The 25,987-nt window shown below is 69.5% G+C and carries 24 protein-coding genes; 21 read left to right on the plus strand and 3 right to left on the minus strand.

Annotated features, from left to right (window positions below):
- Positions 1-50: 50 nt before the first annotated feature.
- Positions 51-2,441, plus strand: a complete 2,391-nt coding sequence (locus tag F1734_RS10595; RefSeq protein WP_017682007.1) for a phosphoketolase family protein — start codon at positions 51-53, stop codon at positions 2,439-2,441.
- A gap of 53 nt (positions 2,442-2,494) precedes the next feature.
- Here the strand turns inward: F1734_RS10595 and F1734_RS10600 are convergent, their stop codons facing one another.
- Positions 2,495-3,199, minus strand: coding sequence for a DUF305 domain-containing protein (locus F1734_RS10600; RefSeq protein WP_010595867.1), 705 nt, complete (start codon positions 3,197-3,199; stop codon positions 2,495-2,497).
- Position 3,200: 1 nt separating this feature from the next.
- Positions 3,201-4,034 (minus strand): DUF3105 domain-containing protein, encoded by an 834-nt coding sequence (locus tag F1734_RS10605; protein WP_203011619.1) that lies wholly within the window; start codon positions 4,032-4,034, stop codon positions 3,201-3,203.
- Positions 4,035-4,214: 180 nt separating this feature from the next.
- Here F1734_RS10605 and argS point away from each other — a divergent pair, with 180 nt between their 5' ends.
- From argS to prfA, 8 genes are all read left to right on the plus strand, one after another.
- Positions 4,215-5,867, plus strand: a complete 1,653-nt coding sequence (gene argS, locus F1734_RS10610; protein ID WP_010595869.1) for an arginine--tRNA ligase — start codon at positions 4,215-4,217, stop codon at positions 5,865-5,867.
- A complete protein-coding gene (gene lysA, locus F1734_RS10615) occupies positions 5,864-7,285 on the plus strand; it encodes a diaminopimelate decarboxylase (protein ID WP_040275908.1) in 1,422 nt (473 codons plus the stop codon). The genes argS and lysA overlap by 4 nt, the downstream gene beginning before the upstream one ends.
- An 11-nt stretch (positions 7,286-7,296) precedes the next feature.
- Positions 7,297-8,607, plus strand: coding sequence for a homoserine dehydrogenase (locus F1734_RS10620; RefSeq protein WP_026138058.1), 1,311 nt, complete (start codon positions 7,297-7,299; stop codon positions 8,605-8,607).
- A complete protein-coding gene (thrC, locus tag F1734_RS10625; protein WP_010595872.1) occupies positions 8,604-9,698 on the plus strand; it encodes a threonine synthase in 1,095 nt (364 codons plus the stop codon). The genes F1734_RS10620 and thrC overlap by 4 nt, the downstream gene beginning before the upstream one ends.
- Positions 9,699-9,733: 35 nt before the next feature.
- Positions 9,734-10,663, plus strand: coding sequence for a homoserine kinase (gene thrB, locus F1734_RS10630; RefSeq protein ID WP_010595873.1), 930 nt, complete (start codon positions 9,734-9,736; stop codon positions 10,661-10,663).
- A 355-nt stretch (positions 10,664-11,018) separates the two neighbouring features.
- Complete coding sequence (rho, locus tag F1734_RS10635) at positions 11,019-13,016, plus strand: transcription termination factor Rho (protein ID WP_203011620.1); 1,998 nt, start codon at positions 11,019-11,021, stop codon at positions 13,014-13,016.
- Between the two features lie 140 nt (positions 13,017-13,156).
- On the plus strand, positions 13,157-13,390 hold the full coding sequence (gene rpmE / locus F1734_RS10640; protein WP_010595875.1) for a 50S ribosomal protein L31: 234 nt from the start codon (positions 13,157-13,159) through the stop codon (positions 13,388-13,390).
- Positions 13,391-13,500: 110 nt separating this feature from the next.
- The gene (prfA, locus tag F1734_RS10645) at positions 13,501-14,580 is read left to right on the plus strand and encodes a peptide chain release factor 1 (RefSeq protein ID WP_010595876.1); all 1,080 of its coding nucleotides are present in this window, start codon (positions 13,501-13,503) and stop codon (positions 14,578-14,580) included.
- A 23-nt stretch (positions 14,581-14,603) separates the two neighbouring features.
- Here prfA and F1734_RS10650 read toward each other — a convergent pair whose 3' ends face one another.
- Entirely contained in the window at positions 14,604-15,074 is a 471-nt protein-coding gene (locus F1734_RS10650) for a hypothetical protein (protein ID WP_203011621.1), read from the minus strand.
- A 125-nt stretch (positions 15,075-15,199) separates the two neighbouring features.
- Between F1734_RS10650 and prmC the strand changes: the two genes are divergently transcribed.
- The 12 genes from prmC (at position 15,200) to F1734_RS10710 (ending at position 25,955) form a co-directional block, all read left to right on the plus strand.
- Positions 15,200-16,120: a peptide chain release factor N(5)-glutamine methyltransferase gene (prmC, locus tag F1734_RS10655; RefSeq protein ID WP_026138059.1), complete on the plus strand. Its 921-nt coding sequence runs from the start codon at positions 15,200-15,202 to the stop codon at positions 16,118-16,120.
- 36 nt (positions 16,121-16,156) lie between these two features.
- Complete coding sequence (locus F1734_RS10660; protein ID WP_010595879.1) at positions 16,157-16,819, plus strand: L-threonylcarbamoyladenylate synthase; 663 nt, start codon at positions 16,157-16,159, stop codon at positions 16,817-16,819.
- Between the two features lie 18 nt (positions 16,820-16,837).
- Positions 16,838-18,043, plus strand: coding sequence for an MraY family glycosyltransferase (locus tag F1734_RS10665; protein ID WP_040275913.1), 1,206 nt, complete (start codon positions 16,838-16,840; stop codon positions 18,041-18,043).
- 62 nt (positions 18,044-18,105) lie between these two features.
- Positions 18,106-18,522, plus strand: coding sequence for a Cg1360 family ATP-synthase-associated protein (locus F1734_RS10670; protein WP_010595881.1), 417 nt, complete (start codon positions 18,106-18,108; stop codon positions 18,520-18,522).
- 259 nt (positions 18,523-18,781) lie between these two features.
- Complete coding sequence (gene atpB / locus F1734_RS10675; protein ID WP_172603547.1) at positions 18,782-19,630, plus strand: F0F1 ATP synthase subunit A; 849 nt, start codon at positions 18,782-18,784, stop codon at positions 19,628-19,630.
- An 89-nt stretch (positions 19,631-19,719) separates the two neighbouring features.
- On the plus strand, positions 19,720-19,971 hold the full coding sequence (locus F1734_RS10680) for an ATP synthase F0 subunit C (protein ID WP_203011622.1): 252 nt from the start codon (positions 19,720-19,722) through the stop codon (positions 19,969-19,971).
- A gap of 10 nt (positions 19,972-19,981) precedes the next feature.
- The gene (locus F1734_RS10685; protein ID WP_006944352.1) at positions 19,982-20,542 is read left to right on the plus strand and encodes a F0F1 ATP synthase subunit B; all 561 of its coding nucleotides are present in this window, start codon (positions 19,982-19,984) and stop codon (positions 20,540-20,542) included.
- A 5-nt stretch (positions 20,543-20,547) separates the two neighbouring features.
- Positions 20,548-21,387, plus strand: coding sequence for a F0F1 ATP synthase subunit delta (locus F1734_RS10690; protein WP_010595882.1), 840 nt, complete (start codon positions 20,548-20,550; stop codon positions 21,385-21,387).
- Between the two features lie 64 nt (positions 21,388-21,451).
- Complete coding sequence (gene atpA, locus F1734_RS10695; RefSeq protein WP_017682014.1) at positions 21,452-23,095, plus strand: F0F1 ATP synthase subunit alpha; 1,644 nt, start codon at positions 21,452-21,454, stop codon at positions 23,093-23,095.
- A 48-nt stretch (positions 23,096-23,143) separates the two neighbouring features.
- Positions 23,144-24,127, plus strand: a complete 984-nt coding sequence (locus F1734_RS10700) for a F0F1 ATP synthase subunit gamma (protein WP_010595884.1) — start codon at positions 23,144-23,146, stop codon at positions 24,125-24,127.
- Positions 24,128-24,131: 4 nt separating this feature from the next.
- Positions 24,132-25,583 (plus strand): F0F1 ATP synthase subunit beta, encoded by a 1,452-nt coding sequence (gene atpD, locus F1734_RS10705; RefSeq protein WP_203011623.1) that lies wholly within the window; start codon positions 24,132-24,134, stop codon positions 25,581-25,583.
- 6 nt (positions 25,584-25,589) lie between these two features.
- Positions 25,590-25,955, plus strand: coding sequence for a F0F1 ATP synthase subunit epsilon (locus tag F1734_RS10710; RefSeq protein ID WP_026138061.1), 366 nt, complete (start codon positions 25,590-25,592; stop codon positions 25,953-25,955).
- The last annotated feature ends 32 nt before the right edge of the window (positions 25,956-25,987 follow it).

Consider the following 25,987-nt stretch of genomic DNA (forward strand, 5'->3'; position numbering starts at 1 on the left):
GGGCAGGCTCGACACGAGACCGGACACACACCTGCAGGAGAGGACCGTACGTGGACGCAGGACCCGACACGGCAACCCGCACCGGACCGCTGAGCCGCGAGGAGCTCGCCGCGCTCGACACCTGGTGGCGAGCCGCGAACTACCTGTCGGTGGGACAGATCTACCTGATGGGCAACCCCCTCTTGCGCGAGCCGTTGCGTCCCGAGCACATCAAGCCCCGGCTGCTCGGACACTGGGGCACCACCCCGGGACTGAACTTCGTCTACGCCCACCTCAACCGCGCGATCACCGCCCGCGACCTCGAGATGATGTATGTGATGGGTCCCGGGCACGGCGGGCCCGGACCGGTCGCCGCGGCCTGGCTCGAGGGCACCTACAGCGAGGTCTATCCGGACATCTCCCGGGATGCGGACGGCATGGCGCGGCTGTTCACCCAGTTCTCGTTCCCCGGGGGGATTCCCAGCCACGTCGCCCCCGAGACACCCGGATCCATCCACGAGGGCGGGGAGCTCGGGTACGCCCTGTCGCACGCCTACGGGGCCGCTTTCGACAACCCGGACCTCATCGTCGCTGCCGTGGTGGGCGACGGCGAGGCCGAGACCGGGCCCCTCGCCACCAGCTGGCACTCCACGAAGTTCGTCGACCCGCGCCGGGACGGCGCCGTGCTGCCGATCCTGCACCTGAACGGGTACAAGATCGCCAACCCGACCGTCCTCGCCCGCATCGACCACGACGAGCTCGAGCACCTGCTCCGCGGCTACGGCCACGATCCGGTGTTCGTCGAGGGCTCCGACCCCGAGCACATGCACCAGGCGTTCGCGGCGGCCCTGGACCGCTGCCTCGATGCGATCCTCGAGATCCGGCGCCGCGCACGCCGCGACGGTGTCTCCGAGCGACCGCGCTGGCCGATGATCGTGCTGCGTTCTCCCAAGGGCTGGACCGGACCGAAGGAGGTCGACGGTCTGCCGGTCGAAGGGTACTGGCGCTCGCACCAGGTGCCCTTCGCCAATGCCCGCGACGACGACGGCCACCGCAAGATCCTCGAGGAGTGGCTGCGTAGTTACCGGCCCGAGGAACTGTTCGACGACAGCGGTGCCCCCGTGCCCGCAATCCGCGATCTGCACCCGGCGGGCGAGCGGCGGATGAGCGCGTCCCCCCATGCCAACGGCGGGCCGCTCGTGCGGGACCTGGCGTTACCGGACTTCCGCGACTACGCCGTGCCGGTCCCGGCGCCCGGCACCGGCAGCGTCGAATCGACCCGCGTGCTCGGCACCTTCCTGCGCGACGTCATGCGCGAGAACACGAGCACCTTCCGGGTGTTCTCCCCGGACGAGAACAACTCCAACCGGCTCGGTCCGGTCCTCGAGGCCACCGCACGCACCTGGAACGCCCGCATCCTGCCCGACGACGACCGTCTCGCCCCCGACGGGCGGGTCATGGAGATCCTGTCCGAGCACACCTGCCAGGGCTGGCTCGAGGGCTATCTGCTCACCGGCCGGCACGGCTTCTTCTCCTGCTACGAGGCCTTCGTCCACATCGTCGACTCGATGTTCAACCAGCACGCCAAGTGGCTGCGCACCACCAACGGCATCGACTGGCGCCGGCCGATACCGTCGCTGAACTACCTGCTCACCTCGCACGTGTGGCGGCAGGACCACAACGGCTTCTCGCACCAGGACCCGGGCTTCATCGACCACGTCGTCAACAAGAAGGCCGACGTGATCCGCGTGTACCTGCCGCCGGACGCGAACACCCTGCTGTCGGTGGCCGACCACTGCCTGCGCACCCGGCAGTACGTCAACGTGATCGTCGCCGGCAAGCAACCACAGCTGCAGTACCTCGACATGGATGCGGCAATCATCCATTGCACCAAGGGAATCGGGATCTGGGACTGGGCCGGCACCGACCAGGGGGTCGAGCCCGACGTGGTGCTCGGCTGCGCGGGCGACGTGCCCACCATGGAAACCCTCGCCGCCGTCGAGATCCTGCTCGAATGGTTCCCCGATCTGAGGATCCGCGTCGTGAACGTCGTCGACCTGATGCGGTTGCAGGACCACACCGAACACCCGCACGGGCTGTCCGACCGCGAATTCGACTCGCTGTTCACCACCGACAAGCCGGTGATCTTCGCCTACCACGGCTATCCGTGGCTGATCCACCGCCTGACCTACCGGCGTACCAACCACGACAACATCCACGTGCGCGGGTACAAGGAGGAGGGCACCACCACCACCCCGTTCGACATGTGCGTGCTCAACCAGATCGACCGGTTCGACCTCGCCATGGACGTCGTCGACCGGGTGCCGCGCCTGCACCCGATCTCCGCGTATGCGCGCGAGTACCTGAAGAACCGGCTCGTCGAGCATCACCAGTACATCCGCACCCACGGTGAGGACATGCCCGACATCCGCGACTGGGAGTGGGGCCGGTCCGGCCGGTAGACGCGGAGGGGGACGGCCCGGACGGGCCGTCCCCCTCGTGCGGGTCCGATCGGTCAGTTCACGGGCAGCGGCTGCGCACCGCGCTCCGCGAGCATCGCCGTCATGAGCTCCGACTCGCTGGTCTGGGTGTCGACCATCGTCTGCGCCAGGGTGCGCACCGCCGGCTGGCCCGCGTACTGCGCGCCGTACTCCATCATCGGCAGCCCGCCCTCGTGGTGGCGCAGCATCAACTGCAGGAACAGCACGTCGAGTTCCGGACCCGTGGCGCCACGCAGGCTCGCCAGGTCCTCGGACGTCGCCATACCGGGCATCCGGGCGGTCCCCGCCCCGTCCGTGTGCGCGGCGCCGTCCGCGTGGCCCACGTCGCCGTGGCTGTGGCCGGAGTCCTCGGTCATCCACGTCATGTAGTCCCCGGCCGGCAGCAGCGGCTGCCCCCACAGCGACAGCCAGCCCTGCATCTGGCCGACCTGGTTCTGCTGGGTGGTGAGAATGTCGTACGCCAGGTTGCGGACCCGCTGGTCGTCCGACGTCGTCAGCGCCACGGCGGACATCTCGACGGCCTGGTTGTGGTGGACGGTCATGTCCTGTGCGAACCCGACGTCGACGGAGCCGGCGCCCGGCGTCGCCGGCTGCGAGTCCTCGAGCGGGATGCGGGCCAGGAATCCGAGCAGGAACCCGATCGCGACGGCGGCGACCAGGCCCAGGATCAAGCCGGTCGTGCGCCGGCCCGTGCCGGCGGTGGCGGTGTCGCTCGTCACGTCAGCTCCCCGCCGGGGCCTGCATGTCGGCGGGCAGCTGCTCGGTGCCGTCCACCGTGCCGCCGTCCATCGGCACCGCGTCCGGGCCCGGCGTCGAAGGATCGAACGGCGGGGGGCTGCTCGGGTCGAACGAGCCGGGCAGGGTGGAGCAGCTCGCGCCGACCTCCGGGTAGGTGTAGCGGTTGAGCCGCAGCGACGCGATGAAGTGATCGATCCGCTCGTCGTCGGCGGCGTCCACCTTCAGCTGATGCCCCCACGACTGCAGGGCGATGGGGGAGTCGAGCCCAGGGTACGGCGACATCATCAGGTAGGACTTGCCGTCCACCTTCGCCGCGAGCGCATCGACGCCGGCCTGATCGACCAGGTCGGGGTTGTAGGTGATCCACACCGCGCCGTGCTCGAGGGAGTGCACGGCGTTCTCGGTGCGGATCGCCTCCGGGTACACGGTGCCGGTGCACGTGGCCCAGATCGCGTCGTGCGGCCCACCGAACGGCGGGGTCTGGTCGTACGCCACGCGCTGCGTGGACCCGATGTGCTGGCCCGCGGGGTAGTCGACCGTCACGACCCCCTCGATCGCGGTCGACGGATCCTGATTCGACTCGGACGGCGTCCACGCCGCCAGCGTCTGGGAGTCCTGGTACTTCGGGATGATGCTGGCGGCGATCACCGCGACCAGCGCGATCACCGCGACCACCCCACCGATCAGCAGCCACGGGATCTGCCGCTGCTTGGGCAGGCCGCGACCGCCGCTCTTCTTCTGGGCGGCCTTGATCGCCTTCGCAGACTTGGCACCGGACTTCTTGCCGGGACCGCCACTTACCGAACCGCTGGGCATCGTTGGGTGCTCTTTCGACGGATGGACAACGAGGGGCGCACGACGCTCGGTCCGCGCGTGCTCTGTCAACTCTACGGGCGGACGGTGGGCGGACGTCCCCGCGGCGGCCGGGCGGTGACCGCGACAACAGGCCGGACCGGCGTCACGGCGGGGGAGGCGGAGCCAATAGGATAGAGACCCGTGACTCCTGCCGACCTTGCCGAACTGCTCCACGGAACCGCTGCGAGGGTGCTCGCCGAGCGTGACCTCGACGTGTCCGTCCTGCCCGCGACCCTGACGGTCGAGCGGCCCCGCAACCCGGAGCACGGCGACTACGCGACCAACGTCGCGATGCAGGTCGCGAAGAAGGCCGGCGTGAATCCGCGGGAACTCGCGGGCTGGCTGGCCGAGGCCCTCACCGCCGCCGACGGCATCGAGTCGGCCGAGGTGGCCGGACCGGGCTTCCTGAACATCCGTCTCGCCGCCGACGCCCAGGGCGCGATCGTCGCCCAGGTGCTCACCCACGCGGCCGCGTACGGCAACGCGGACACGCTGGCCGGAACCCGCATCAACCTCGAGTTCGTCTCCGCGAACCCGACGGGCCCGATCCACCTCGGCGGCACCCGCTGGGCCGCGGTCGGGGACGCGCTCGGCCGGATCCTCACCACCCAGGGCGGCGACGTCACCCGCGAGTACTACTTCAACGACCACGGCGCCCAGATCGACCGGTTCACCCGCTCGCTCATCGCCGCGGCGCAGGGGCAGCCCGCGCCGGAGGACGGGTACGCCGGTGCGTACATCGTCGACATCGCGCAGGCCGTGCTGCAGCAGCGCCCGGACGCGCTCGCGCTGCCCGAGACCGAACGGCACGAGGTGTTCCGCTCGATCGGCGTGGACCTGATGTTCGCCCACATCAAGCGCACCCTGCACGAGTTCGGTGTCGACTTCGACGTGTACTTCCACGAGAACTCCCTGTTCGAGTCGGGTGCCGTGGAGAAGGCCGTCGAGACGCTCAAGACCTCCGGGAGCCTCTACCACCAGGACGGCGCCTGGTGGCTCAAGAGCACCGACTTCGGCGACGACAAGGACCGCGTCGTCATCAAGAGCGACGGCAACGCCGCCTACATCGCCGGGGACATCGCCTACTTCCAGGACAAGCGGGCGCGCGGCTTCGACCTGTGCATCTACATGCTCGGCGCGGACCACCACGGCTACATCGGCCGCCTCAAGGCCGCCGCCGCCGCATTCGGCGACGACCCGGACACCGTCGAGGTGATGATCGGGCAGATGGTCAACCTCGTGCGCGGCGGCGTCGCCGTGAAGATGAGCAAACGCGCCGGCACGGTCATCACCCTCGACGACCTGGTCGAGGCGATCGGCGTCGACGCGGCCCGCTACGCGCTGGTGCGCTCGTCGGTGGATCAGAGCATCGACATCGACCTCGAGCTGTGGGCCAGCACCACCAACGAGAACCCGGTCTACTACGTCCAATACGCGCACGCCCGGCTCTCGTCCATCGGGCGCGGCGCCGCGGAGCTCGGTCTCGGCGCCGAGGGCGCCGACCTGTCGCTGCTCGACCACGAGCGCGAGGGTGAGCTGATCCGCACGATCGGCGAGTACCCGCGCATCCTCGCCAAGGCCGCCGAACTGCGGGAACCGCACCGCGTCGCGCGGTACCTCGAAGAACTCGCCGGCGCCTACCACCGCTTCTACGACTCGTGCCGCATCCTGCCGCAGGGCGACGAGGAGCCGGGACCGCTGCACACGGCGCGGCTCGCGCTGTGCGCGGCGACCCGCCAGGTGCTCGCCAACGGACTCGGACTGCTCGGCGTCAGCGCCCCGGAGCGGATGTGAACGCGCACCCCGCCGGTCCCCGGCACGCCGAGATCCCGCACGCACCGGGCCTGACCGAGCGGCCGGCGAACGCCGCCGAACTGAACCTGCTGCACCCGAACGTGTGGCCCCGCAACGCCCGGCGCGGCGACGACGGTGTCATGACGATCGCCGGTGTGCCCGTGACCGAGCTCGCCGCGCGGTACGGCACCCCGCTCTTCGTCGTCGACGAGGACGACTTCCGCTCCCGGTGCCGGGAGATCGCGGCCGCGTTCGGGCCGGGCGCGAAGGTCCACTACGCGTCGAAGGCGTTCCTGTGCACCGAGATCGCGCGCTGGGTCGACCAGGAGGGCCTCTCGCTCGACGTCTCGACCGGCGGTGAGCTCGCCGTCGCGCTGCGCTCCGGCTTCCCGGCCGGGAAGATCGCCATGCACGGCAACAACAAGTCCGTGGCCGAGCTGCGGACCGCGGTCGCCGCGGGCGTCGGGCACATCGTGCTGGACTCCATGTCGGAGATCGACCTGCTCGACGCGGTCGCCGGCGAACTCGACGTGGTGCAGGACGTGCTGATCCGCGTCACCGTCGGCGTCGAGGCGCACACCCACGAGTTCATCTCCACCGCGCACGAGGACCAGAAGTTCGGCCTGTCCCTGGCCGGCGGAGTGGCCATGGCCGCCGTCCGCAAGGTGTTCGCGAGCGATCACCTGCGCCTGGTCGGCCTGCACAGCCACATCGGCTCGCAGATCTTCGACGTCGACGGATTCGAACTCGCGGCGCACCGGGTCATCGGCCTGCTGCGCGACGTCGTCGACGAATTCGGCGTCGACAAGACCGCGCAGATGAACATCGTGGACCTCGGCGGCGGCCTCGGCATCTCCTACGTGCCCAGCGACGACCCGCCCCCCGTGGAGGAACTCGCCGCCAAGCTGCGGCACATCGTGCAGACCGAGTCCACGCTCGCCGGCCTGCCCGAGCCGACCCTCGCCGTCGAGCCCGGACGCGCCATCGCCGGCCCCGGCACCGTGACCCTCTACGAGGTGGGCACCATCAAGGACGTCGCGGTGGGCGCGCACCAGGTGCGCCGCTACATCAGCGTCGACGGCGGCATGAGCGACAACATCCGCACCTCGCTGTACCAGGCCGAGTACGAGGCCCGCCTGGTGTCGCGGGCCGGCGACGGGGAGCCGGTCGTGTCCCGCGTCGTCGGCAAGCACTGTGAGAGCGGCGACATCGTCATCCGCGATGCCTGGATGCCCGCCGACCTCGAAGCCGGCGACCTGTTGGCCGTCGCCGCGACCGGTGCATACTGCTACTCGATGTCCAGCAGGTACAACCTGCTGCCCCGTCCCGCCGTCGTGGCGGTCAAGGACGGCGCCGCTCGCGTCGTCCTGCGTCGGGAAACCGTGGAAGATCTGCTCAGCTTGGAGGTTACGGAGTGACGACCGAAGCGGTGACCAGCGAACCGGGGCAGCGCCCGATCGGTGTGGCTGTGCTCGGGCACGGCACCGTCGGAGCCGAGGTCGTGCGCATCATCCGCGACGATGCCACCGATCTCGAGGCGCGCATCGGTGCGCCGCTCGAGCTGCGGGGGGTGGCCGTGCGCACCGTCCGCGACGACCGCGGCATCCCGCAGGACCTGCTCACCACGGACGCCGAGGGTCTGATCACCCGCGACGACGTAGACATCGTGGTGGAGGTCATCGGCGGCATCGAGCTGCCGCGCAAGCTCGTGCGCGCGGCTCTCGACTCGGGCAAGTCCGTGGTCACCGCCAACAAGGCGCTGCTCGCGGAGTACACCGGCGAACTCGCCGAGGCCGCCGAGGCCAAGCGCGTGGACCTGTACTTCGAGGCGGCCGTCGCCGGCGCCATCCCGGTCATCCGGCCCCTGACCCAGTCCCTCGCCGGTGACAGGGTGAACCGGGTCCTCGGCATCGTCAACGGCACCACCAACTACATCCTCTCGGCCATGGACGAGACCGGCGCCGACTACGCCGAGACGCTCGCCGAGGCGGTCCGGCTCGGGTACGCCGAGGCCGACCCGACCGCGGACGTGGAGGGCTTCGACGCCGCGTCCAAGGCCGCGATCCTGGCCTCGATCGCGTTCCACACCCGCGTCACCGCCGGCGACGTCTACCGCGAGGGCATCTCGAAGATCACCGCCGCCGACCTGACCACCGCGCGGGCACTGAACTGCACCGTCAAGCTGCTGGCCATCTGTGAGCGGATCACCACCGACGGCCGGGACCGGGTCTCGGCGCGCGTCTACCCGGCGCTGGTGCCGCGTGAGCATCCCCTCGCCGCCGTCAACGGTGCCTTCAACGCGGTCGTCGTCGAGGCCGAGGCGTCGGGCCGCCTGATGTTCTACGGCCAGGGCGCCGGCGGCTCGCCCACCGCGTCCGCCGTGATGGGCGACCTGGTGATGGCTGCCCGCAACCGGGTGCACGGGGGCCGGGGACCGCGGGAATCACGGTACGCGGACCTCGAGATCGCCCCGATGAGCGACATCGTCACCCGCTACTACGTCAACCTGCAGGTCGCGGACCGGGCGGGTGTGCTCTCGGCGGTGGCCGCCGAGTTCGCCAAGCGGGACGTGAGTATCGCCGCCGTGCGCCAGGAGGGCGCCGGCGAGGGGGCCCGCCTCGTGGTGCTGACGCACTGCGCCACCGACAAGGCGCTGTCGGACACCGTCGCAGCGCTCGACCAACTCGAATCCGTGATCGCTGTGACCAGCGTCCTGAGACTGGAGGGATCCGCCGAATGAGCGCGCCCGAGAAGAACACCGCCACCCCCGTGCACACCCCGTGGCCGGGTCTGATCGAGGCGTACCGCGACCGGCTCCCGATCGGTGACAACTGGAAGACCGTCACCCTCCGCGAGGGCGGCACCCCGCTGCTGCCGGCCGCTCACCTCTCGGAACTGACCGGGTGCGAGGTCCATCTGAAGGTCGAGGGCCTGAACCCGACCGGTTCGTTCAAGGACCGCGGCATGACGATGGCCGTCACCGACGCCCTCGCCCGCGGCCAGCAGGCCGTGCTGTGTGCCTCCACCGGCAACACCTCCGCGTCCGCGGCCGCGTACGCTGTCAAGGCCGGCATGGGCTGCGCGGTGCTGGTCCCGGACGGCAAGATCGCGATGGGCAAGCTGGCCCAGGCGGTCATGTACGGCGCAAAGATCATCCAGGTCCAGGGCAACTTCGACGACTGCCTCGAGCTCGCCCGCAAGACCACCGCCGAGTTCCCCACGATCGGCCTGGTGAACTCCGTCAACCCCGTGCGCATCGAGGGGCAGAAGACCGCGGCGTTCGAGATCGCCGACGCGCTCGGCGACGCACCCGACGTGCACGTGCTGCCGGTCGGCAACGCCGGCAACATCACCGCCTACTGGCGTGGCTACACCGAGTACTTCGCGGACGGTCTCACGACCCGCAAGCCCCGCATGCTCGGTGTCCAGGCCGCGGGCGCGGCGCCGCTGGTGCACGGTGCCCCCGTCAAGGACCCGGAGACGATCGCCACCGCCATCCGGATCGGCGCCCCGGCGTCGTGGAACGGCGCCGTGACCGCCAAGGAGGAGTCGGGGGGTGCGTTCCGGGCGGCCACCGACGAGGAGATCCTCGAGGCGTACCGGCTCGTCGCCGCCACCGAGGGCGTGTTCGTCGAACCGGCGTCCGCCGCCTCGATCGCCGGACTGCTCGCCGCCCGCAAGGAGGGCTGGCTCGATTCCGGGCTGAAGGTGGTGTGCACCGTCACCGGCAACGGTCTGAAGGACCCCGACACGGCACTGCTCGGGATGCCGCAGGTGGAGCCGATCCCGGTCGATCCGGTCGCGGTGGCCGCAGCGCTCGAGCTGGCCTAGTGACCGCCTCGCCCTCCTCCGTTGGGAAAGACGACATGACGCAGACGTTGCCCGTCGGGATCTCCGTGACCGCCCGGGTCCCGGCCTCGAGTGCGAATCTGGGACCGGGTTTCGATTCGCTCGGGCTGGCCGTCGGGTTGTACGACGAGATCACCGTCACCACAACCGCATCGGGCCTCGAGGTGCGCGTCGAGGGCGAGGGCGCCGAAGAGGTGCCGTGGGGGCCGTCGCACCTGGTGGTGCGGGCGGTCGAACGTGGCCTCGAAGCCGCCGGCGTGTGGGCGGACGGCCTGGATGTGTTGTGCCGCAACGTAATTCCGCATTCGCGGGGGCTGGGCTCGTCGGCGTCGGCCGCCGTCGGGGGTCTGGCGGCCGCCAACGGGCTCGTGCGCAAGGTGGCGCCCGAGCGCGTGCTCGACGAGTCGCAGCTCGTCCAGCTCGCCTCCGAATTCGAGGGCCACCCGGACAATGCCTCCGCCAGCATTCTCGGGGGCGCGGTCGTGTCGTGGAGCGAGTCGGTCGTCGGCGACGAACAACGCACCTACCGCGCGGTGCCGCTCGCGGTCCACCCGGCGATACGGGTCGTCGTGCTGGTGCCGTCCTCGCGCTCGTCCACCGCCCACACCCGCGGCCTGCTCCCGGATCTCGTGCCGCACCGCGACGCGGCGTTCAACGTCAGTCGCGCGGCACTCGCCGTCGTCGCCCTCACCGAGCGGCCGGACCTGCTGATGCCGGCGACCGAGGACCTGCTGCACCAGGCGCAGCGCGCGCCGGCGCTGCCGCTGACCACCAAGTGGATCGCCACCCTGCGTGCCGCGGGCATTCCCGCCGCGGTCTCCGGTGCCGGTCCCACGGTGCTCGCCCTGACGACCGAGCCGCTCCCCGCGGACCTGCGGGCGGCCGCGGAGGCGGACGACATGACCGTGCTCGAACTCGACGTCGCGGACGGCGTGCAGGTCGTATGACCGAGCCCCAGGGCCTGTCGAGTCGGGAGCCGACCCCCGGCGACACGGCCGGGGGTTCTCCTTGCTCAACGTACAGTTCGTCGCTATTCTGTGCTTAGTCCGCACGTCGTGCGTTTCCGTCGCTGGCTTTCCAGGGCATTCACTCCAGATTCATCGGGGCGATCGATCCTGGATCGATCCTCTCCTGACATCGTTTCGGGGAGACGGACCGACCGCATCTGCCGGAGGATGGCGTGATGGCGGACGTGCCGACCGTTCGATCCGTGAACACGTACGGCAATCCCAGATCGATGCCAGATCTGCGGAACGAACCCTCGACTCTGCGTGGCGCGAGTGAGGGAAGGAAAGGATCTCCGTGACAGATACGGACCTGATCGCTACGCCTGTTCTCGATACCACGGATTCGTCCGCGGGAGCGCAGGCCACCGATCCTGCACAGACTGCACCACGTGCCGGCCGGCGTGGTGCCGGTCTCTCCGGCATGGTGCTGGCCGAGCTGCGGACCCTCGCGGCCGAACTCGGCATCAAGGGAACCTCCGGGATGCGTAAGGGCGATCTCATCGCCGCGATCAAGGAGCGGCAGAGCGGCGGAGCCGCCGAGCCGGCTCCTGCGCCGGAACAGCCCGCCCGGACCGCCCGGACTCGTCGCGCCCGTGGTGCCGCCCAGGACGCGGCCGGCGCCGACACCGCCGCCTCTGCGGACACTGCCGCCCCCGCCGCCGAGTCGGCGCAGGCGCAGCCCGCTGCGACGACGTCGCCCGAACGGCCTGCCGCGGCGGAACAGCCCGCCGAGGGCGAGGCCGAGGGTGGCCGCCGGGGTCGTCAGCGTCGCGGTCGCCGAGGTGGCGACCAGGCCGCCGAGACGGCCACCACCGAGGCCCCCAAGGACGCCGCCGAGGCACGAGCCGACGAGAAGCCGCGCGCCGAGGAGAAGACCGAGGAGAAGGCCGAACCGTCCGACGGCGGTCGCCGCGAGCGCGGTCAGCGCGACGGCCAGCGTGACCAGCGCGACGGCCAGCGTGACCAGGGCGAACGCCGCCGCGAGGACCGTGGTCAGGGTCCCCGTCAGGACGGCCGCGACGGCCGGGGTGGCGACGACGACGAGGACGGCCGCGGACGCCGCGGCCGGCGCTTCCGGGAGCGTCGTCGCGGACGCGACCGCGGCGAGGCCGGGGGGGACACCCGCGAGCCCGAGATCCGCGAGGACGACGTCCTGCAGCCGGTCGCCGGAATCCTCGACGTCCTGGACAACTACGCGTTCGTCCGGACCTCCGGGTACCTGGCCGGTCCCAACGACGTGTACGTCTCGATGAACATGGTGCGCAAGAACGGCCTGCGCCGCGGCGACGCCATCACCGGCGCGGTCCGCGTGCCGCGTGAGGGGGAGCAGGGCAACCAGCGGCAGAAGTTCAACCCGCTGGTCCGGCTCGACACGGTCAACGGCGGCGACGTCGAGGCCGCCAAGCGCCGCCCGGAGTTCAACAAGCTCACCCCGCTGTACCCGAACCAGCGGCTGCGGCTCGAGACCACCCCGAACATCCTCACCACCCGCGTGATCGACCTGATCATGCCGATCGGCAAGGGCCAGCGTGCCCTGATCGTCTCGCCGCCGAAGGCCGGCAAGACGACGGTGATGCAGGACATCGCGAACGCGATCACGACCAACAACCCCGAGTGCTACCTGATGGTCGTGCTGGTGGACGAGCGGCCCGAAGAGGTCACCGACATGCAGCGTTCGGTCAAGGGCGAGGTCATCGCCTCGACCTTCGACCGGCCGCCGTCGGACCACACGTCGGTCGCCGAGCTGGCCATCGAGCGTGCCAAGCGGCTCGTCGAGCAGGGCCGCGACGTCGTCGTCCTGCTCGACTCGATCACCCGCCTCGGCCGCGCGTACAACAACTCGTCGCCGGCGTCGGGCCGCATCCTCTCCGGTGGTGTCGACTCGACCGCCCTGTACCCGCCGAAGCGGTTCCTGGGCGCGGCTCGCAACATCGAGAACGGCGGCTCGCTCACCATCATCGCCACGGCCATGGTGGAGACGGGTTCGACGGGCGACACGGTGATCTTCGAGGAGTTCAAGGGCACCGGCAACGCCGAGCTCAAGCTCGATCGCAAGATCGCCGAGCGACGCGTGTTCCCGGCGGTGGACGTCAACCCCTCCGGCACGCGCAAGGACGAGCTGCTGATGAGCCCCGACGAGTTCGCGGTGGTGCACAAGCTGCGCCGCGTGCTCTCCGGCCTGGACTCGCACCAGGCCATCGATCTGCTCATCGACCGGCTCAAGAAGAGCAAGAGCAACATCGAGTTCCTCCTGCAGGTGTCGAAGACGGCGCCGGGAGCACTCGACGACTGATCGCCGCGGCCGCGGCGGCGCATGCCCGGGACGGAATTTCTCGTCCCGGGCCTGCGTTTGGCATAATCGAACAGCTCAGTCCGGTCCCGGTTCACGTCTTCGATCCGCGGAGGCGACCCGGCGGCCACGAAAGGGACACCATGAAGGCAGGAATCCACCCCAACTACGGGACGACCACCGTCGTCTGCGGTTGCGGGAACACGTTCGAGACGCGCAGCACCGCGGAGTCGGGACGGATCACCGTCGAGGTCTGCTCGCAGTGCCACCCGTTCTACACGGGCAAGCAGAAGATCCTCGACACCGGCGGACGCGTCGCCCGCTTCGAGGCTCGCTACGGCAAGCGCGCCTCCAAGAAGGCCGCTGCCGACCAGTAGCTGTCTCGCCGACGCCCGGTTCTGTCTCAGTCACAGGCCGGGCGTCGGCTTTTTTTCTCCGGATCCGTGCGCGGCACGGGCCGCCACGACGGACGAGTGGAGCGAATCACATGGCGGGGCAGACCAAGCCGTCGGCCATCGACGACATCCTGGCCGAACACGCCGGACTCGAGCAGCAGCTGTCCGACCCGGCGCTGCACAACGACCCGGCGGCGGCGCGCCGGGTCGGCAAGCGGTTCGCCGAGCTCGCCCCCGTCATGGCCACCTACACCAAGCTGCGGGCCGCGCGCGACGATCTCGAGGCCGCGCGGGAACTGGCCGCGGACGACGCCGCGTTCGCCGCCGAGGTGCCGGCTCTCGAAGAACGCGTCGGCGAGCTCGACAAGGCCCTCACCGACCTGCTCGCCCCCCGCGACCCGCACGACGGGGACGACGTCGTGCTCGAGGTCAAGTCGGGGGAGGGCGGGGAGGAATCCGCGCTGTTCGCCGCCGACCTCGCCCGCATGTACATCCGGTACGCGGAACGCGCCGGCTGGCGCGTGGAGGTCCTCGGCGCGACCATCTCCGATCTCGGCGGCTACAAGGACGCGACGCTGTCGATCAAGTCGAAGAGCGATGTGCGTGACGGTGTCTGGTCCCGCCTGAAGTTCGAGGGCGGGGTGCATCGTGTCCAGCGCGTCCCCGTCACCGAGTCCCAGGGCCGCGTGCACACCTCCGCGGCCGGCGTGTTCATCTATCCCGAGCCGGACGAGGTGGAGCAAGTCCAGATCGACGAGTCGGATCTGCGCATCGACGTGTACCGCTCCTCCGGCAAGGGCGGTCAGGGCGTCAACACCACCGACTCGGCGGTGCGCATCACGCACCTGCCCACGGGCATCGTCGTCACCTGCCAGAACGAGCGGTCCCAGCTGCAGAACAAGGCGCGGGCGATGCAGGTCCTCGCCGCGCGGCTGCAGGCGGCGGCGGAGGAGGCCGCCGAGGCGGAGGCGTCTGCGGGACGGGCCAGCCAGGTGCGCACGGTGGACCGCTCCGAACGCATCCGCACCTACAACTTCCCCGAGAACCGGATCACCGATCACCGCATCGGCTTCAAGGCCCACAACCTCGACGCGGTGCTCGACGGCGACATGGACGCCCTGCTCGATGCACTGGGCACGGCCGACCGGGAGGCCCGGCTCACGGCGGAATGACGCGTGAGCCGGGTACCGGTCCGTTACGGAGCGGGCTCGCCGGGCTCGTCACCCGGGTCGTCGTCCCCGGGCACCTGCGAGATGTCGATGCCGGGAAGCAGGAAGCAGTTCTCACCCTTCGCGTTCTGGTGCGGTCCCCACACGGCGGACACGACCGTGCCGGGTCCCGTGTTCAGGAGCGCGACCGGAACCTCGCTGCTCTGCGGCGACGCGGTCAACGAGGCGCCCCCGGTCTGCCAGGTGGCCGTGTTGACCCAGTTGAGCTGCCCGTTCTGCGCCTTCTGCTCGCCGACCGCGAAGAACAGCTGACCCTCCTCGAGGGCCTCGCTGTCCGTCTCGGTCACGCTGTGGACCGGCGCGACGTAGCTGCAGAGCAGCGGGGTGGGTTGGACGTCGATCGGCGACGCGGACGCGAGTCCGGGTGCCGCGAGGGCGCCGGCGGCACCGAATGCGACGACGGACGCTGCCCGAACCGTGAATTTCGACTTCGTCACAGGAAGATCCTCTCCGTAGTTCCGTAGTCCTGGTCCGAATCGGACGATTCCGATCATGCCGTACACCGACCCGATGAGTGACCTGTCCGTTTCCGTCGCGTGACCGGCATGGCAGTCTGTACGCCGTGACTCGTCAACCCCTGCGCCTGGCGATCCTCGAAGCGGTGTCGGTGCTCGAGGAAGCCGGTGTCCCCAGTCCGCGTGTGGACGCCGAACTGCTCGCCGCGCACCTGCTCGGCATCGAGCGCACCCGTCTCGGGCTCGTGCCGCTCGTCGACCCGGCCATGGTCGACGCGTACCGGGCGATGATCGCGCAGCGCGCCAAGCGGATCCCGTTGCAGTACATCACCGGCAGCACGGGAATGGGGGAGATCGACATCGAGGTGGGTCCCGGCGTCTTCGTCCCGCGACCCGAAACCGAACTACTGCTGGCCTGGGCCCTGGCGCACCTCGAGGGCCTGCAGGAAAATCCGCCGGTCGTGCTCGACCTGTGCACCGGCTCGGGCGCCCTCGCGCTGGCGATCGCGCACGCCCGGCCCGACGCGATCGTGCACGCGGTCGAACTCGAGCCCCATGCCCTCGCCTGGGCGCGGCGGAACGCGGAACGCTGCGCGGCGGCAGGAGACACGCCGATCCTCCTGCATCAGGGAGACGTGACGGACCGCAACCTGCTCACCGCCCTCGAGGGCCGGGTCGACGTCGTGGTGTCGAACCCGCCCTACATCCCCGAGGGCACCGACCTCCCGCCCGAGGTGATCGAGCACGATCCGCACTCGGCGCTGTTCGGCGGCCCGGACGGGCTGTCGGTGATCAAACCGATGGTCGCGAACATCGCCCGGTGGCTGCGCATCGGCGGTGCGGTCGGCATCGAGCACGACGACACCAACGGGCCCCTGGTCGCGGAGCTGTTCGCGCAGCGCCGCGTGTTCGGTGAGGTGACCGAGCACCCGGATCTGGCGGGGCGGCCGCGGTTCGTCGTCGCCCGCCGGGTCCCGACCGACGTGGAGGCGCGACGTGCCCGAGCGCAGGGGGAGTCCGGTGTGTGATGCCGGACTCGTTCGCCGCAGTGGAAGGATGAACCCGTGAGCACCGTCTACGACTGCAACAGCCCCGATTCCCGGGCCGCCGGCCTGACGGCCGCCAAGGGCGCGCTGAAGGCCGGCAGGCTCGTCGTCGTCCCCACCGACACGGTGTACGGGCTCGCGGCGGATGCCTTCGACAGCGATGCGGTGACCGGCCTGCTGCGTGCCAAGGGCCGGGGCCGGGACATGCCGGTGCCGGTGCTCGTCGGGTCGTGGAACACGATCGACGGCCTGGTGAACACCGTCCGCCCGCAGGCGCGGGAACTGATCCGCGCGTTCTGGCCCGGCGGTCTGAGTCTTGTTGTGCACCAAGCTCCCTCGCTCGCGTGGGACCTGGGGGATACGCGCGGCACCGTGATGCTGCGCATGCCACTGCACCCCGTGGTGCTCGAGCTGCTGCGCGAGGTGGGCCCCCTGGCGGTGTCGAGCGCGAACGTCTCCGGCCGGCCGCCGGCCACCACGGTGGACGAGGCGCGCGCCCAGCTCGGCGGATCGGCCAGCGTGTACCTCGACGGCGGCCCGGCCGAACACGCCGTCGCCTCCACCATCGTCGACCTGACCGCCGATCGTCCGCGCGTGCTGCGCGAGGGGGCCGTGGCGGTCGAGGACATCGCGGAGGTGCTGGGCGAGGATCCGGCGCAGCTGCGTACCGGCGGGGAGTGACGGCGGGGACCGGACGAAGTGACTGTCGCCGACACGGCATCCCTGGTGCTGGCCCAATCGGGCCGCGGCGCCGGCGTGCCCATCCGCGAGCTGCTGCTCGTGCTCCTCACCGCCGCGGTCGTCACCTTCCTCTCGACGGGGGCCGTGCGGATCGCCGCGATCCGGTTCGGCGCCGTCGCGGTGCCCCGGGACCGGGACGTGCATGTGCAGCCGACACCGCGGCTGGGCGGCGTCGGAATGTACTTCGGCTTGGTGGCGGGCCTGCTGTTCGCCCAGCAACTGCCCGCCCTGACCCGAGGGTTCGAGTACACCCCCGACATGGGAGCCGCGCTGGTCTCGGGCACCATCATCGTGATCGTCGGGATCATCGACGACCGTTGGGGACTCGACGCGCTGACCAAGTTCGTCGGGCAGGTCACGGCGGCGGGCGTGCTCGTCGTCATGGGCGTGAGCTGGATCGTCATCTACGAGCCCTTCGGTGGCAGCACCCTCATCCTCGACCAGCTGCAGGCGGGACTGTTCACCGTCCTGGTCGCGGTGGTGATGATCAACGCGATGAACTTCGTCGACGGTCTCGACGGTCTCGCGGCCGGTCTCGGGCTGATCGCGGCCGTCGCGATCTGTGTGTTCTCCGTCGGGCTGCTGCACGATCAGGGCGGGGATGTGGGGGCGTATCCGCCCGCCCTGATCGCCGCGGCCCTCGCGGGAGCCTGCCTCGGCTTCCTGCCGCACAACTTCCAGCCGGCCCGGATCTTCATGGGCGACTCCGGATCGATGCTGATCGGCCTGATGCTGGCGGCGATCTCGACGAGCGCGTCGGGACGCATCCCCTTGGCGGCCTACGGCACCCGCGACCTGCTCGGCCTGCTCTCCCCGCTGATCCTCGTGGGGGCGGTCATGTTCATCCCCATCCTCGACCTGCTGCTGGCGGTCGTCCGGCGCACCCGGGCCGGGGTCAGCCCGTTCAGCCCGGACAAGATGCACCTGCACCATCGACTGCTGCAGATCGGGCACTCGCACCGCCGGGTGGTGCTGTTGATCTACCTGTGGGTCGGGGTGCTTGCGTTCGGGGCCGTCGGTTCCTCGCTGCTCGACCGGCGGGCCGTCGTACTGCTCATGGCGGGTGGACTGGTGTTCGCGCTGGTCGTCACGGCGGTGCCGTCGCTGCGTCACGACGACGCCGGCCGTCCCCGGCGACGCCGGCGCCGGGGACCGGTCCGTTAGGCTTGACTCCCGTGACCTCCCCGGATCAGCCCTTGCCCGCCCTGCCCGATTCCTCCGCGCCGATGCGCGCCGCCGTCCGGTACGGCGTGCTCGGGCTCATCGTGCTGACGGTCGTCGCCACCGTGATCGGTGGCCTCGTCGCCGGTCTGCCGGGCGTGTGGGGTGCGCTGATCGGCGCTGCCGTGGGCGGCGGCTTCATCCTCTTCACCGCGCTCGGCGTGCTGCTCACCGCCCGTCTTCCGGCGACGACGGCGGGTGCGGTGCTGCTGGGCACCTGGCTGCTCAAGCTGATCCTCGCGATCGTGGTGATGATGCTGCTCAGGCCGCTCGACTTCTACGACAAGGGCGTGCTCGTACTCACGATCGTCTTCGCGCTCCTCGTCGTCCTGGGCGCCGAGACCTACGGCGTGCTGTCGCAGCGCGCGCTCTACGTGGAGCCTGCCGGTAGCGCTGAGCAGGGGAACAACGACGAGCGGTAGTACCCTCGTTGTCAATGACCTCGCGGTACGGGCACCCGCCTACACAACGTCGTAGAAGTGTTGATAAGGTCGTCCCAAGCGAGTGCGACTGCCTGCGATTCCCGAGGAGTCGAGTGCGGTTGTGTCCTCGCAGGCGGTCGTGTTCGAATGGCCGCCGAGTCGACGAGAGTCGCCGACACCGACAGACGCTGGCCCCGATCGGGAGCCGACAGCAGCTGGCGAATACGCGAGCCGACCTGGTCGACTTGTTGGATCGTCAATGTCCGATCGAACCGCAGACGGCAATGCCTGCGGCCGACTACGGGAGAGAGCGCTGAGCGTCACCACCTTGGCTGCCGGAGAATTCCACGCGCCGTCACTAGCCGATTTCTTCCCCCCAGCAGTTCTGTTCGAAGGCACCCCCTTCGAAATGGACCGCCTGATGCTCATCCGCGTCGTCGTGGCCGTGCTCGTGGCGCTGTTCTTCGCGCTCGCGATGCGCAGCCCGAAGATCGTGCCCCGCGGTGTGCAGAACGTCGCCGAGATCATGATCGACTTCGTGCGGATCAACATCGCCGAGGACATCCTCGGCAAGCAGCAGGGCCGCCGATTCCTTCCGGTTCTCGTGACCATCTTCTTCCTTGTGGTCGGTCTCAACCTGACGTCGGTCATCCCGTTCCTGAACATCTCGTCGAACGCGCGTATCGGCATGCCGATCGTCCTGGCCGCGCTCGCCTACGTCGTCTTCAACTACGTGGGCATCAAGAAGTACGGGTTCTTCCGCTACGTCAAGAGCAGCATCGTCGTGCCGAACCTGCCGCCCGCGCTGCACGTGCTGGTCATCCCGATCGAGTTCATCTCGACGTTCCTGCTGCGCCCGTTCACGCTCACCATCCGTCTCATGGCGAACATGCTGGCCGGCCACATCATGCTGGTGCTGTTCTTCAGCGCAACCCAGTTCTTCTTCTTCAGCGCCGACGGCGCGATGAAGATCTTCGGTATCGGCTCGCTGATCGGTGGCATCGCGTTCACCTTCTTCGAGCTGCTGGTGATCGTCCTGCAGGCGTACATCTTCGCGCTGTTGACTGCGGTGTACATCGACCTCGCGCTGCACGCCGAAGAGCACTAGCACGCCGACCGGCACTACCCACACAACACACAGACTGACTCGGTTGCCGATCCCCGGGGCCGAGCCACAAGAAAGGGAATGGAACACCAATGAGCGTTGCGCTTCAGGCAGTTGACATCCTCGCCCAGACGGAGAGCACCATCAGCGGTCTCGGTGCGGTCGGCTACGGCCTCGCGGCCATCGGCCCCGGCATCGGCATCGGCATCGTCGTCGGCAAGGCGATCGAGGGCATGGCCCGCCAGCCCGAGATGGCCGGCCAGCTGCGCACCACCATGTTCCTCGGTATCGCGTTCACCGAGGCCCTGGCGCTGATCGGTATCGTCGCCGGCTTCATCTTCTGATCTGACGACCATGGCTGACAGCATCCTGTTGCTCGCGGCGGAGGCAGAGGACCAGAACCCTCTGCTTCCCGCGACGTACGACATCGTCTGGTCGCTGGTCGCCCTGATCATCGTCGGGCTCGTCTTCTGGAAGTACGTGCTTCCGCTGTTCCAGAAGGTGCTCGACGAGCGTTCGGAGCTGATCGAAGGCGGCATCAAGAAGGCCGAGGAAGCTCAGGCCGAGGCAAAGGCCGCGCTCGAGCAGTACCGCGCGCAGCTCGCCGAGGCCCGCACCGAGGCGGCGCAGATCCGTGAGGAGGCCCGCGCCCAGGGCCAGCAGATCATCGCGGACATGAAGGCTCAGGCCCAGGAGGAGAGCGACCGCATCGTCGCCGCCGGTCACAACCAGCTGCAGGCCCAGCGCCAGCAGATCGTGACCGAGCTGCGCGGTGATCTCGGCCGCACCGCCGTGGATCTGGCCGAGAAGGTCATCGGGGAGTCCCTCTCCGACGACGTCAAGCGTGCCGGCTCGATCGACCGCTTCCTCAGCGAGCTCGACTCCCTCAGCGCTGACTCTGCATCCCGAAAGTGAGCACCATGTACGCAGCAAGCCGTGAGGCACTCGCTCAGACGCGTTCCGCGCTGCAGGGCGCGTTGGCGTCGAGCACCGCATCCGCTGCCGCGGGTGCCGCAACTGCAGCTGCGGCGCAGGCCGGCTCCGAGCTGTTCTCGGTGGTCGAGGTGCTCGACGATCAGCGCACCCTGCGGAGTGCGCTGGCCGACGCCTCGGCCCCGGCAGCCGGCCGGCAGGCGCTGGCCGAGCGGGTCTTCGGGAGCAAGGTCTCGCCCGTCACCCTCGCGACCCTGAAGGCGGCGGCAGGGCAGGACTGGTCGACCCAGTCCGACCTGACCAACTCCCTCGTTCAGCTGGGTCGCGAAGCCCTCCTGACGGCAGCGGCCGACCAGAACCAGCTCGACACCGTCGAGGACGAGCTGTTCCGGCTCGGTCGCATCGTGGCCGGCAACGCCGAGCTCGAGCAGGCCCTCTCCGATCGCACCAAGCCGCTGGCGGCCAAGCGCGAGTTCCTCTCGCGGTTGCTCTACGGCAAGTCCACCGCGATCACCGAGGCCCTGGCCGTGCAGGCCGTCGGACGGCTGAAGAGCAAGGCCCCGGCCGATGCGTTCGACGAACTGTCGAACCTCGCCGCCACCCAGCGGGACCGCGCCGTCGCCCATGTGCGCAGTGCGGCACCCCTCAGCGCGGCGCAGACCGAACGGCTCACCGGTATCCTGACCAGAACGTACGGCAAGCCGGTCACGGTGCACGTCGAGGTGGTTCCCGAGCTTCTCAGTGGATTGGTCGTCCGGGTGGGCGACGAGGTCATCGACGGCACCGCCGCGGGTCGACTCGCCGCAGTGCGCAAGAGCCTCACGTAGTCCACTACCGAACACACACACATTGCGATCTTTTCGAAGACCAGATACCGAGAGCAGGAAGAACATGGCGGAGCTGACGATCTCCTCCGACGAGATCCGTAGCGCGATCGACAACTACACCGCGAGCTACTCCCCGGAGGCCTCCCGCGAGGAGGTCGGCGTGGTCGCCGACACCAGTGACGGCATCGCGCACATCAGCGGTCTGCCGTCGGCGATGGCCAACGAGCTGCTGGAGTTCCCCGGCGGTGTGCTGGGCGTGGCCCTGAACCTCGACGCCACCGAGATCGGTGCTGTCATCCTCGGCGACTACCAGGACCTCGAAGAGGGCCAGGAAGTCAAGCGGACCGGCGACGTTCTGTCGGTGCCGGTCGGCGACGGCTACCTCGGCCGCGTCGTGAACCCCCTGGGTCAGCCGATCGACGGCCTCGGCGACATCGAGGCGACCGAGAACCGGGCCCTGGAGCTGCAGGCCGCGACCGTGCTGCAGCGCCAGCCGGTCGAGGAGCCGCTGCAGACCGGCATCAAGGCCATCGACGCGATGACCCCGATCGGCCGCGGCCAGCGCCAGCTGGTCATCGGTGACCGCAAGACGGGCAAGACCGCCGTCTGCGTCGACGCGATCCTGAACCAGAAGGCCAACTGGGCCACCGGCGACCCGAAGCAGCAGGTCCGCTGCATCTACGTCGCGATCGGCCAGAAGGGCTCCACCATCGCGGGCGTCAAGGCTGCCCTCGAGGAGCACGGCGCGATGGAGTACACCACCATCGTCGCGGCCCCCGCGTCCGACTCCGCCGGCTTCAAGTGGCTCGCCCCCTACACCGGTTCGGCCATCGGCCAGCACTGGATGTACCAGGGCAAGCACGTGCTCATCGTGTTCGACGACCTCACCAAGCAGGCCGAGGCGTACCGCGCCATCTCCCTGCTGCTGCGCCGCCCGCCGGGACGTGAGGCCTACCCGGGCGACGTGTTCTACCTGCACTCGCGTCTGCTGGAGCGCTCGGCCAAGCTGTCCGACGAGCTCGGCGGCGGTTCTCTGACCGCCCTGCCGATCATCGAGACCAAGGCCAACGACGTCTCGGCCTACATTCCGACCAACGTCATCTCCATCACCGACGGCCAGGTCTTCCTCGAGTCCGACCTGTTCAACAAGGGCATCCGTCCCGCCATCAACGTCGGTATCTCGGTTTCCCGAGTCGGTGGCGCCGCGCAGACCAAGGGCATGAAGAAGGTCTCCGGCTCGCTGCGTCTCGAGCTTGCGCAGTTCCGCGAGCTCGAAGCGTTCGCCGCCTTCGCCTCCGACCTCGACGCGGCGTCGAAGGCGCAGCTCGAGCGCGGCCAGCGTCTGGTCGAGCTCCTCAAGCAGGACCAGTACGCCCCGGTCGCCGTCGAGGACCAGATCGTGTCGATCTACCTCGCCGGTCAGGGTGTCTACGACTCGGTGCCCGTCGGTGACGTGCGCCGCTTCGAGACCGAGCTGCTCGAGGACCTGCACCACAGCGCGTCGGGTGTCTACGAGCAGATCGCCGGCGGCAAGGCGCTGACCGACGAGTCCGCCTCCGCGCTGCTCGCCGCGACCAACAAGTTCAAGGAGGGCTTCATCGCCTCCGACGGAACCCGCGTCGTGAACGAGGCCGAGGCCGAGGCCCTGGGCGCCGACGAGGTCGAGCAGGAGCAGGTTTCCGTCAAGCGCACCACTGTTCGCAAGTGAGCGTGGAGACCATGACCCAGCGTCCTGTGAAGGGAGTGTGATCGACGAATGGCAAGCCTGCGCGAGCTCCGCTCGCGGATCAAGTCGGTCAACTCGACCAAGAAGATCACCAAGGCGCAGGAGCTGATCGCGACGTCGCGGATCACGAAGGCTCAGGCCCGAGTGGCAGCGTCCAAGCCGTACGCCGAGGAGATCACCAAGGTGCTCTCCGAGCTGGCAAGTGCGTCCGCGTCGCTGGATCACCCCCTGCTCAACGAGCGGCCCAACCCGAGGCGTGCTGCGGTCCTGGTCGTCACCAGCGACCGCGGTATGGCCGGTGGCTACAACGCCAACGTCCTCAAGGAGGCCGAGGAGCTGCGTCAGCTGCTGGTCAGCGAGGGCAAGGAGCCGGTGCTCTACGTGCTCGGTGCCAAGGGCCTGAGCTACTACACCTTCCGCGGCCGGCCGGTCGCGGGGGCGTGGACCGGGTTCTCCCAGGAGCCGCGCTACACCGATGCGGCCAAGGCGAGCCGTCACCTGGTGGAGCTGTTCATGGCGGGCTCCGGCAACGAGGTTCCCGCGCCGAACGGTGAGGGCACGATCGAGGGCGTCGACGAACTGCACATCGTCTACACCCGCTTCGTCTCGATGCTGACCCAGAGCCCCGAGGTGCGCCGCATGGCGCCGCTCGAGGTGACCGTCACCGAGGACGAGATCGACCTCGGTGAGGACATGCTCACCGACGGCCGGCACGTCGGCAGCAACGGCGGTCCGCGGCCCGGCTACAACTTCGAGCCGGAGGCCTCGACGCTGCTCGCGGCCCTGCTGCCGAAGTACATCAGCACCCGCATCTTCGCGTCGCTGCTCGATGCCGCGGCGTCGGAGTCGGCCGCACGGCGTACCGCCATGAAGGCGGCCACCGACAACGCCACGGAACTGGTGAACACCCTCAGCCGTCAGGCCAACCAGGCCCGCCAGGCCCAGATCACCCAGGAAATCAGCGAGATCGTCGGCGGTGCCAACGCGCTCGCCTCGAGTGCAGGAAGTGACTAAGCACATGACCGCAGCAGCAACCGATAACTACGGGGCGGGGGTGGCCTCGGCCACTGCCGGCCGCGTCGTTCGGGTCATCGGGCCCGTCGTGGACGTCGAGTTCCCGCGTGGTGCCGTTCCCGATCTGTTCAACGCCCTGCACGCAGAGGTCACTCTGCCGTCCGTGGCGAAGACCCTGACCTTCGAGGTCGCGCAGCACCTGGGTGACAACCTGGTGCGCACGATCTCCATGCAGCCCACCGACGGCCTGGTGCGCGGCACCACGGTCGTCGACACGGGCCGCCCGATCTCGGTGCCGGTCGGCGACGTCGTCAAGGGCCACGTGTTCAACGCCCTCGGTGACTGCCTGGACGCCCCGGGCACCGGACGCGACGGCGAGCAGTGGGGCATCCACCGCAAGCCGCCGGCCTTCGACCAGCTCGAGGGCAAGACCGAGATCCTCGAGACCGGCATCAAGGTCATCGACCTGCTGACCCCGTACGTCAAGGGCGGCAAGATCGGTCTGTTCGGTGGTGCCGGCGTCGGCAAGACCGTTCTGATCCAGGAGATGATCACCCGTATCGCGCGTGAGTTCTCCGGCACGTCGGTGTTCGCCGGCGTCGGCGAGCGCACCCGTGAGGGCACCGACCTCCACCTCGAGATGGAGGAGATGGGCGTCCTCCAGGACACCGCCCTCGTCTTCGGCCAGATGGACGAGCCGCCGGGAACGCGTATGCGCGTCGCCCTGTCCGCGCTGACCATGGCGGAGTACTTCCGCGATGTCCAGGGCCAGGACGTGCTGCTGTTCATCGACAACATCTTCCGCTTCACCCAGGCCGGCTCCGAGGTCTCGACGCTGCTCGGCCGCATGCCGTCGGCCGTGGGTTACCAGCCGACCCTCGCGGACGAGATGGGTGAGCTCCAGGAGCGCATCACCTCGACCCGTGGTCGTTCGATCACCTCGCTGCAGGCGATCTACGTGCCCGCCGACGACTACACCGACCCGGCGCCGGCCACGACGTTCGCGCACCTCGATGCGACCACCGAGCTCTCGCGTCCGATCTCGCAGATGGGTATCTACCCCGCTGTGGACCCGCTGACGTCGACCTCGCGCATCCTCGAGCCCGGCATCGTCGGTGCCGAGCACTTCCGGGTCGCCAACGAGGTCAAGCGGATCCTGCAGAAGTACAAGGAGCTGCAGGACATCATCGCCATCCTCGGCATGGACGAGCTCTCCGAGGAGGACAAGGTCCTCGTCGGCCGCGCCCGTCGTATCCAGAAGTTCCTCGGCCAGAACTTCATCGTCGCCGAGAAGTTCACCGGCGAGCCCGGCTCCGTGGTGCCGCTGCGTGACACCATCGAGGCGTTCGACCGCGTCACCAAGGGTGAGTTCGACCACCTGCCCGAGCAGGCGTTCAACAGCTGCGGTGGACTCGACGACGTCGAGGCCGCTGCCAAGAAGATCGCCGGGAAGTAGTCCGCGATGGCTGAAATGACCGTGGACCTCGTTGCCGTCGAGGAGCGCCTCTGGTCGGGCACCGCCCGGCTGGTCAGCGCCCAGACGACCGAGGGCGAGATCGGTGTCATGCCGGGCCACGAGCCGGTCCTCGGCCAGCTCGTGGAAGGCGGTGTCGTCTCCATCACCACCGCCGACGGCGATCGGGTCGTCGCGGCCGTGCACGGCGGTTTCCTCTCGGTGACCGCCACGACGGTGACGATCCTCGCGGAGGCTGCGGAGCTGACGGAGAACATCGACGTCGAGTCCGCGCGCGCCGTGCTGAGCGACAGCCAGGACGAGGCCGAGATCGCGGCAGCCCGGGGCCGACTCCGGGCCGTCGAGCGGGCCTGACGGATACGACAAGCCGCGACGGAGCCGACGAG

The sequence above is a fragment of the Rhodococcus ruber genome, from assembly GCF_016804345.1.
In the GTDB taxonomy this organism is placed as follows: domain Bacteria; phylum Actinomycetota; class Actinomycetes; order Mycobacteriales; family Mycobacteriaceae; genus Rhodococcus; species Rhodococcus ruber.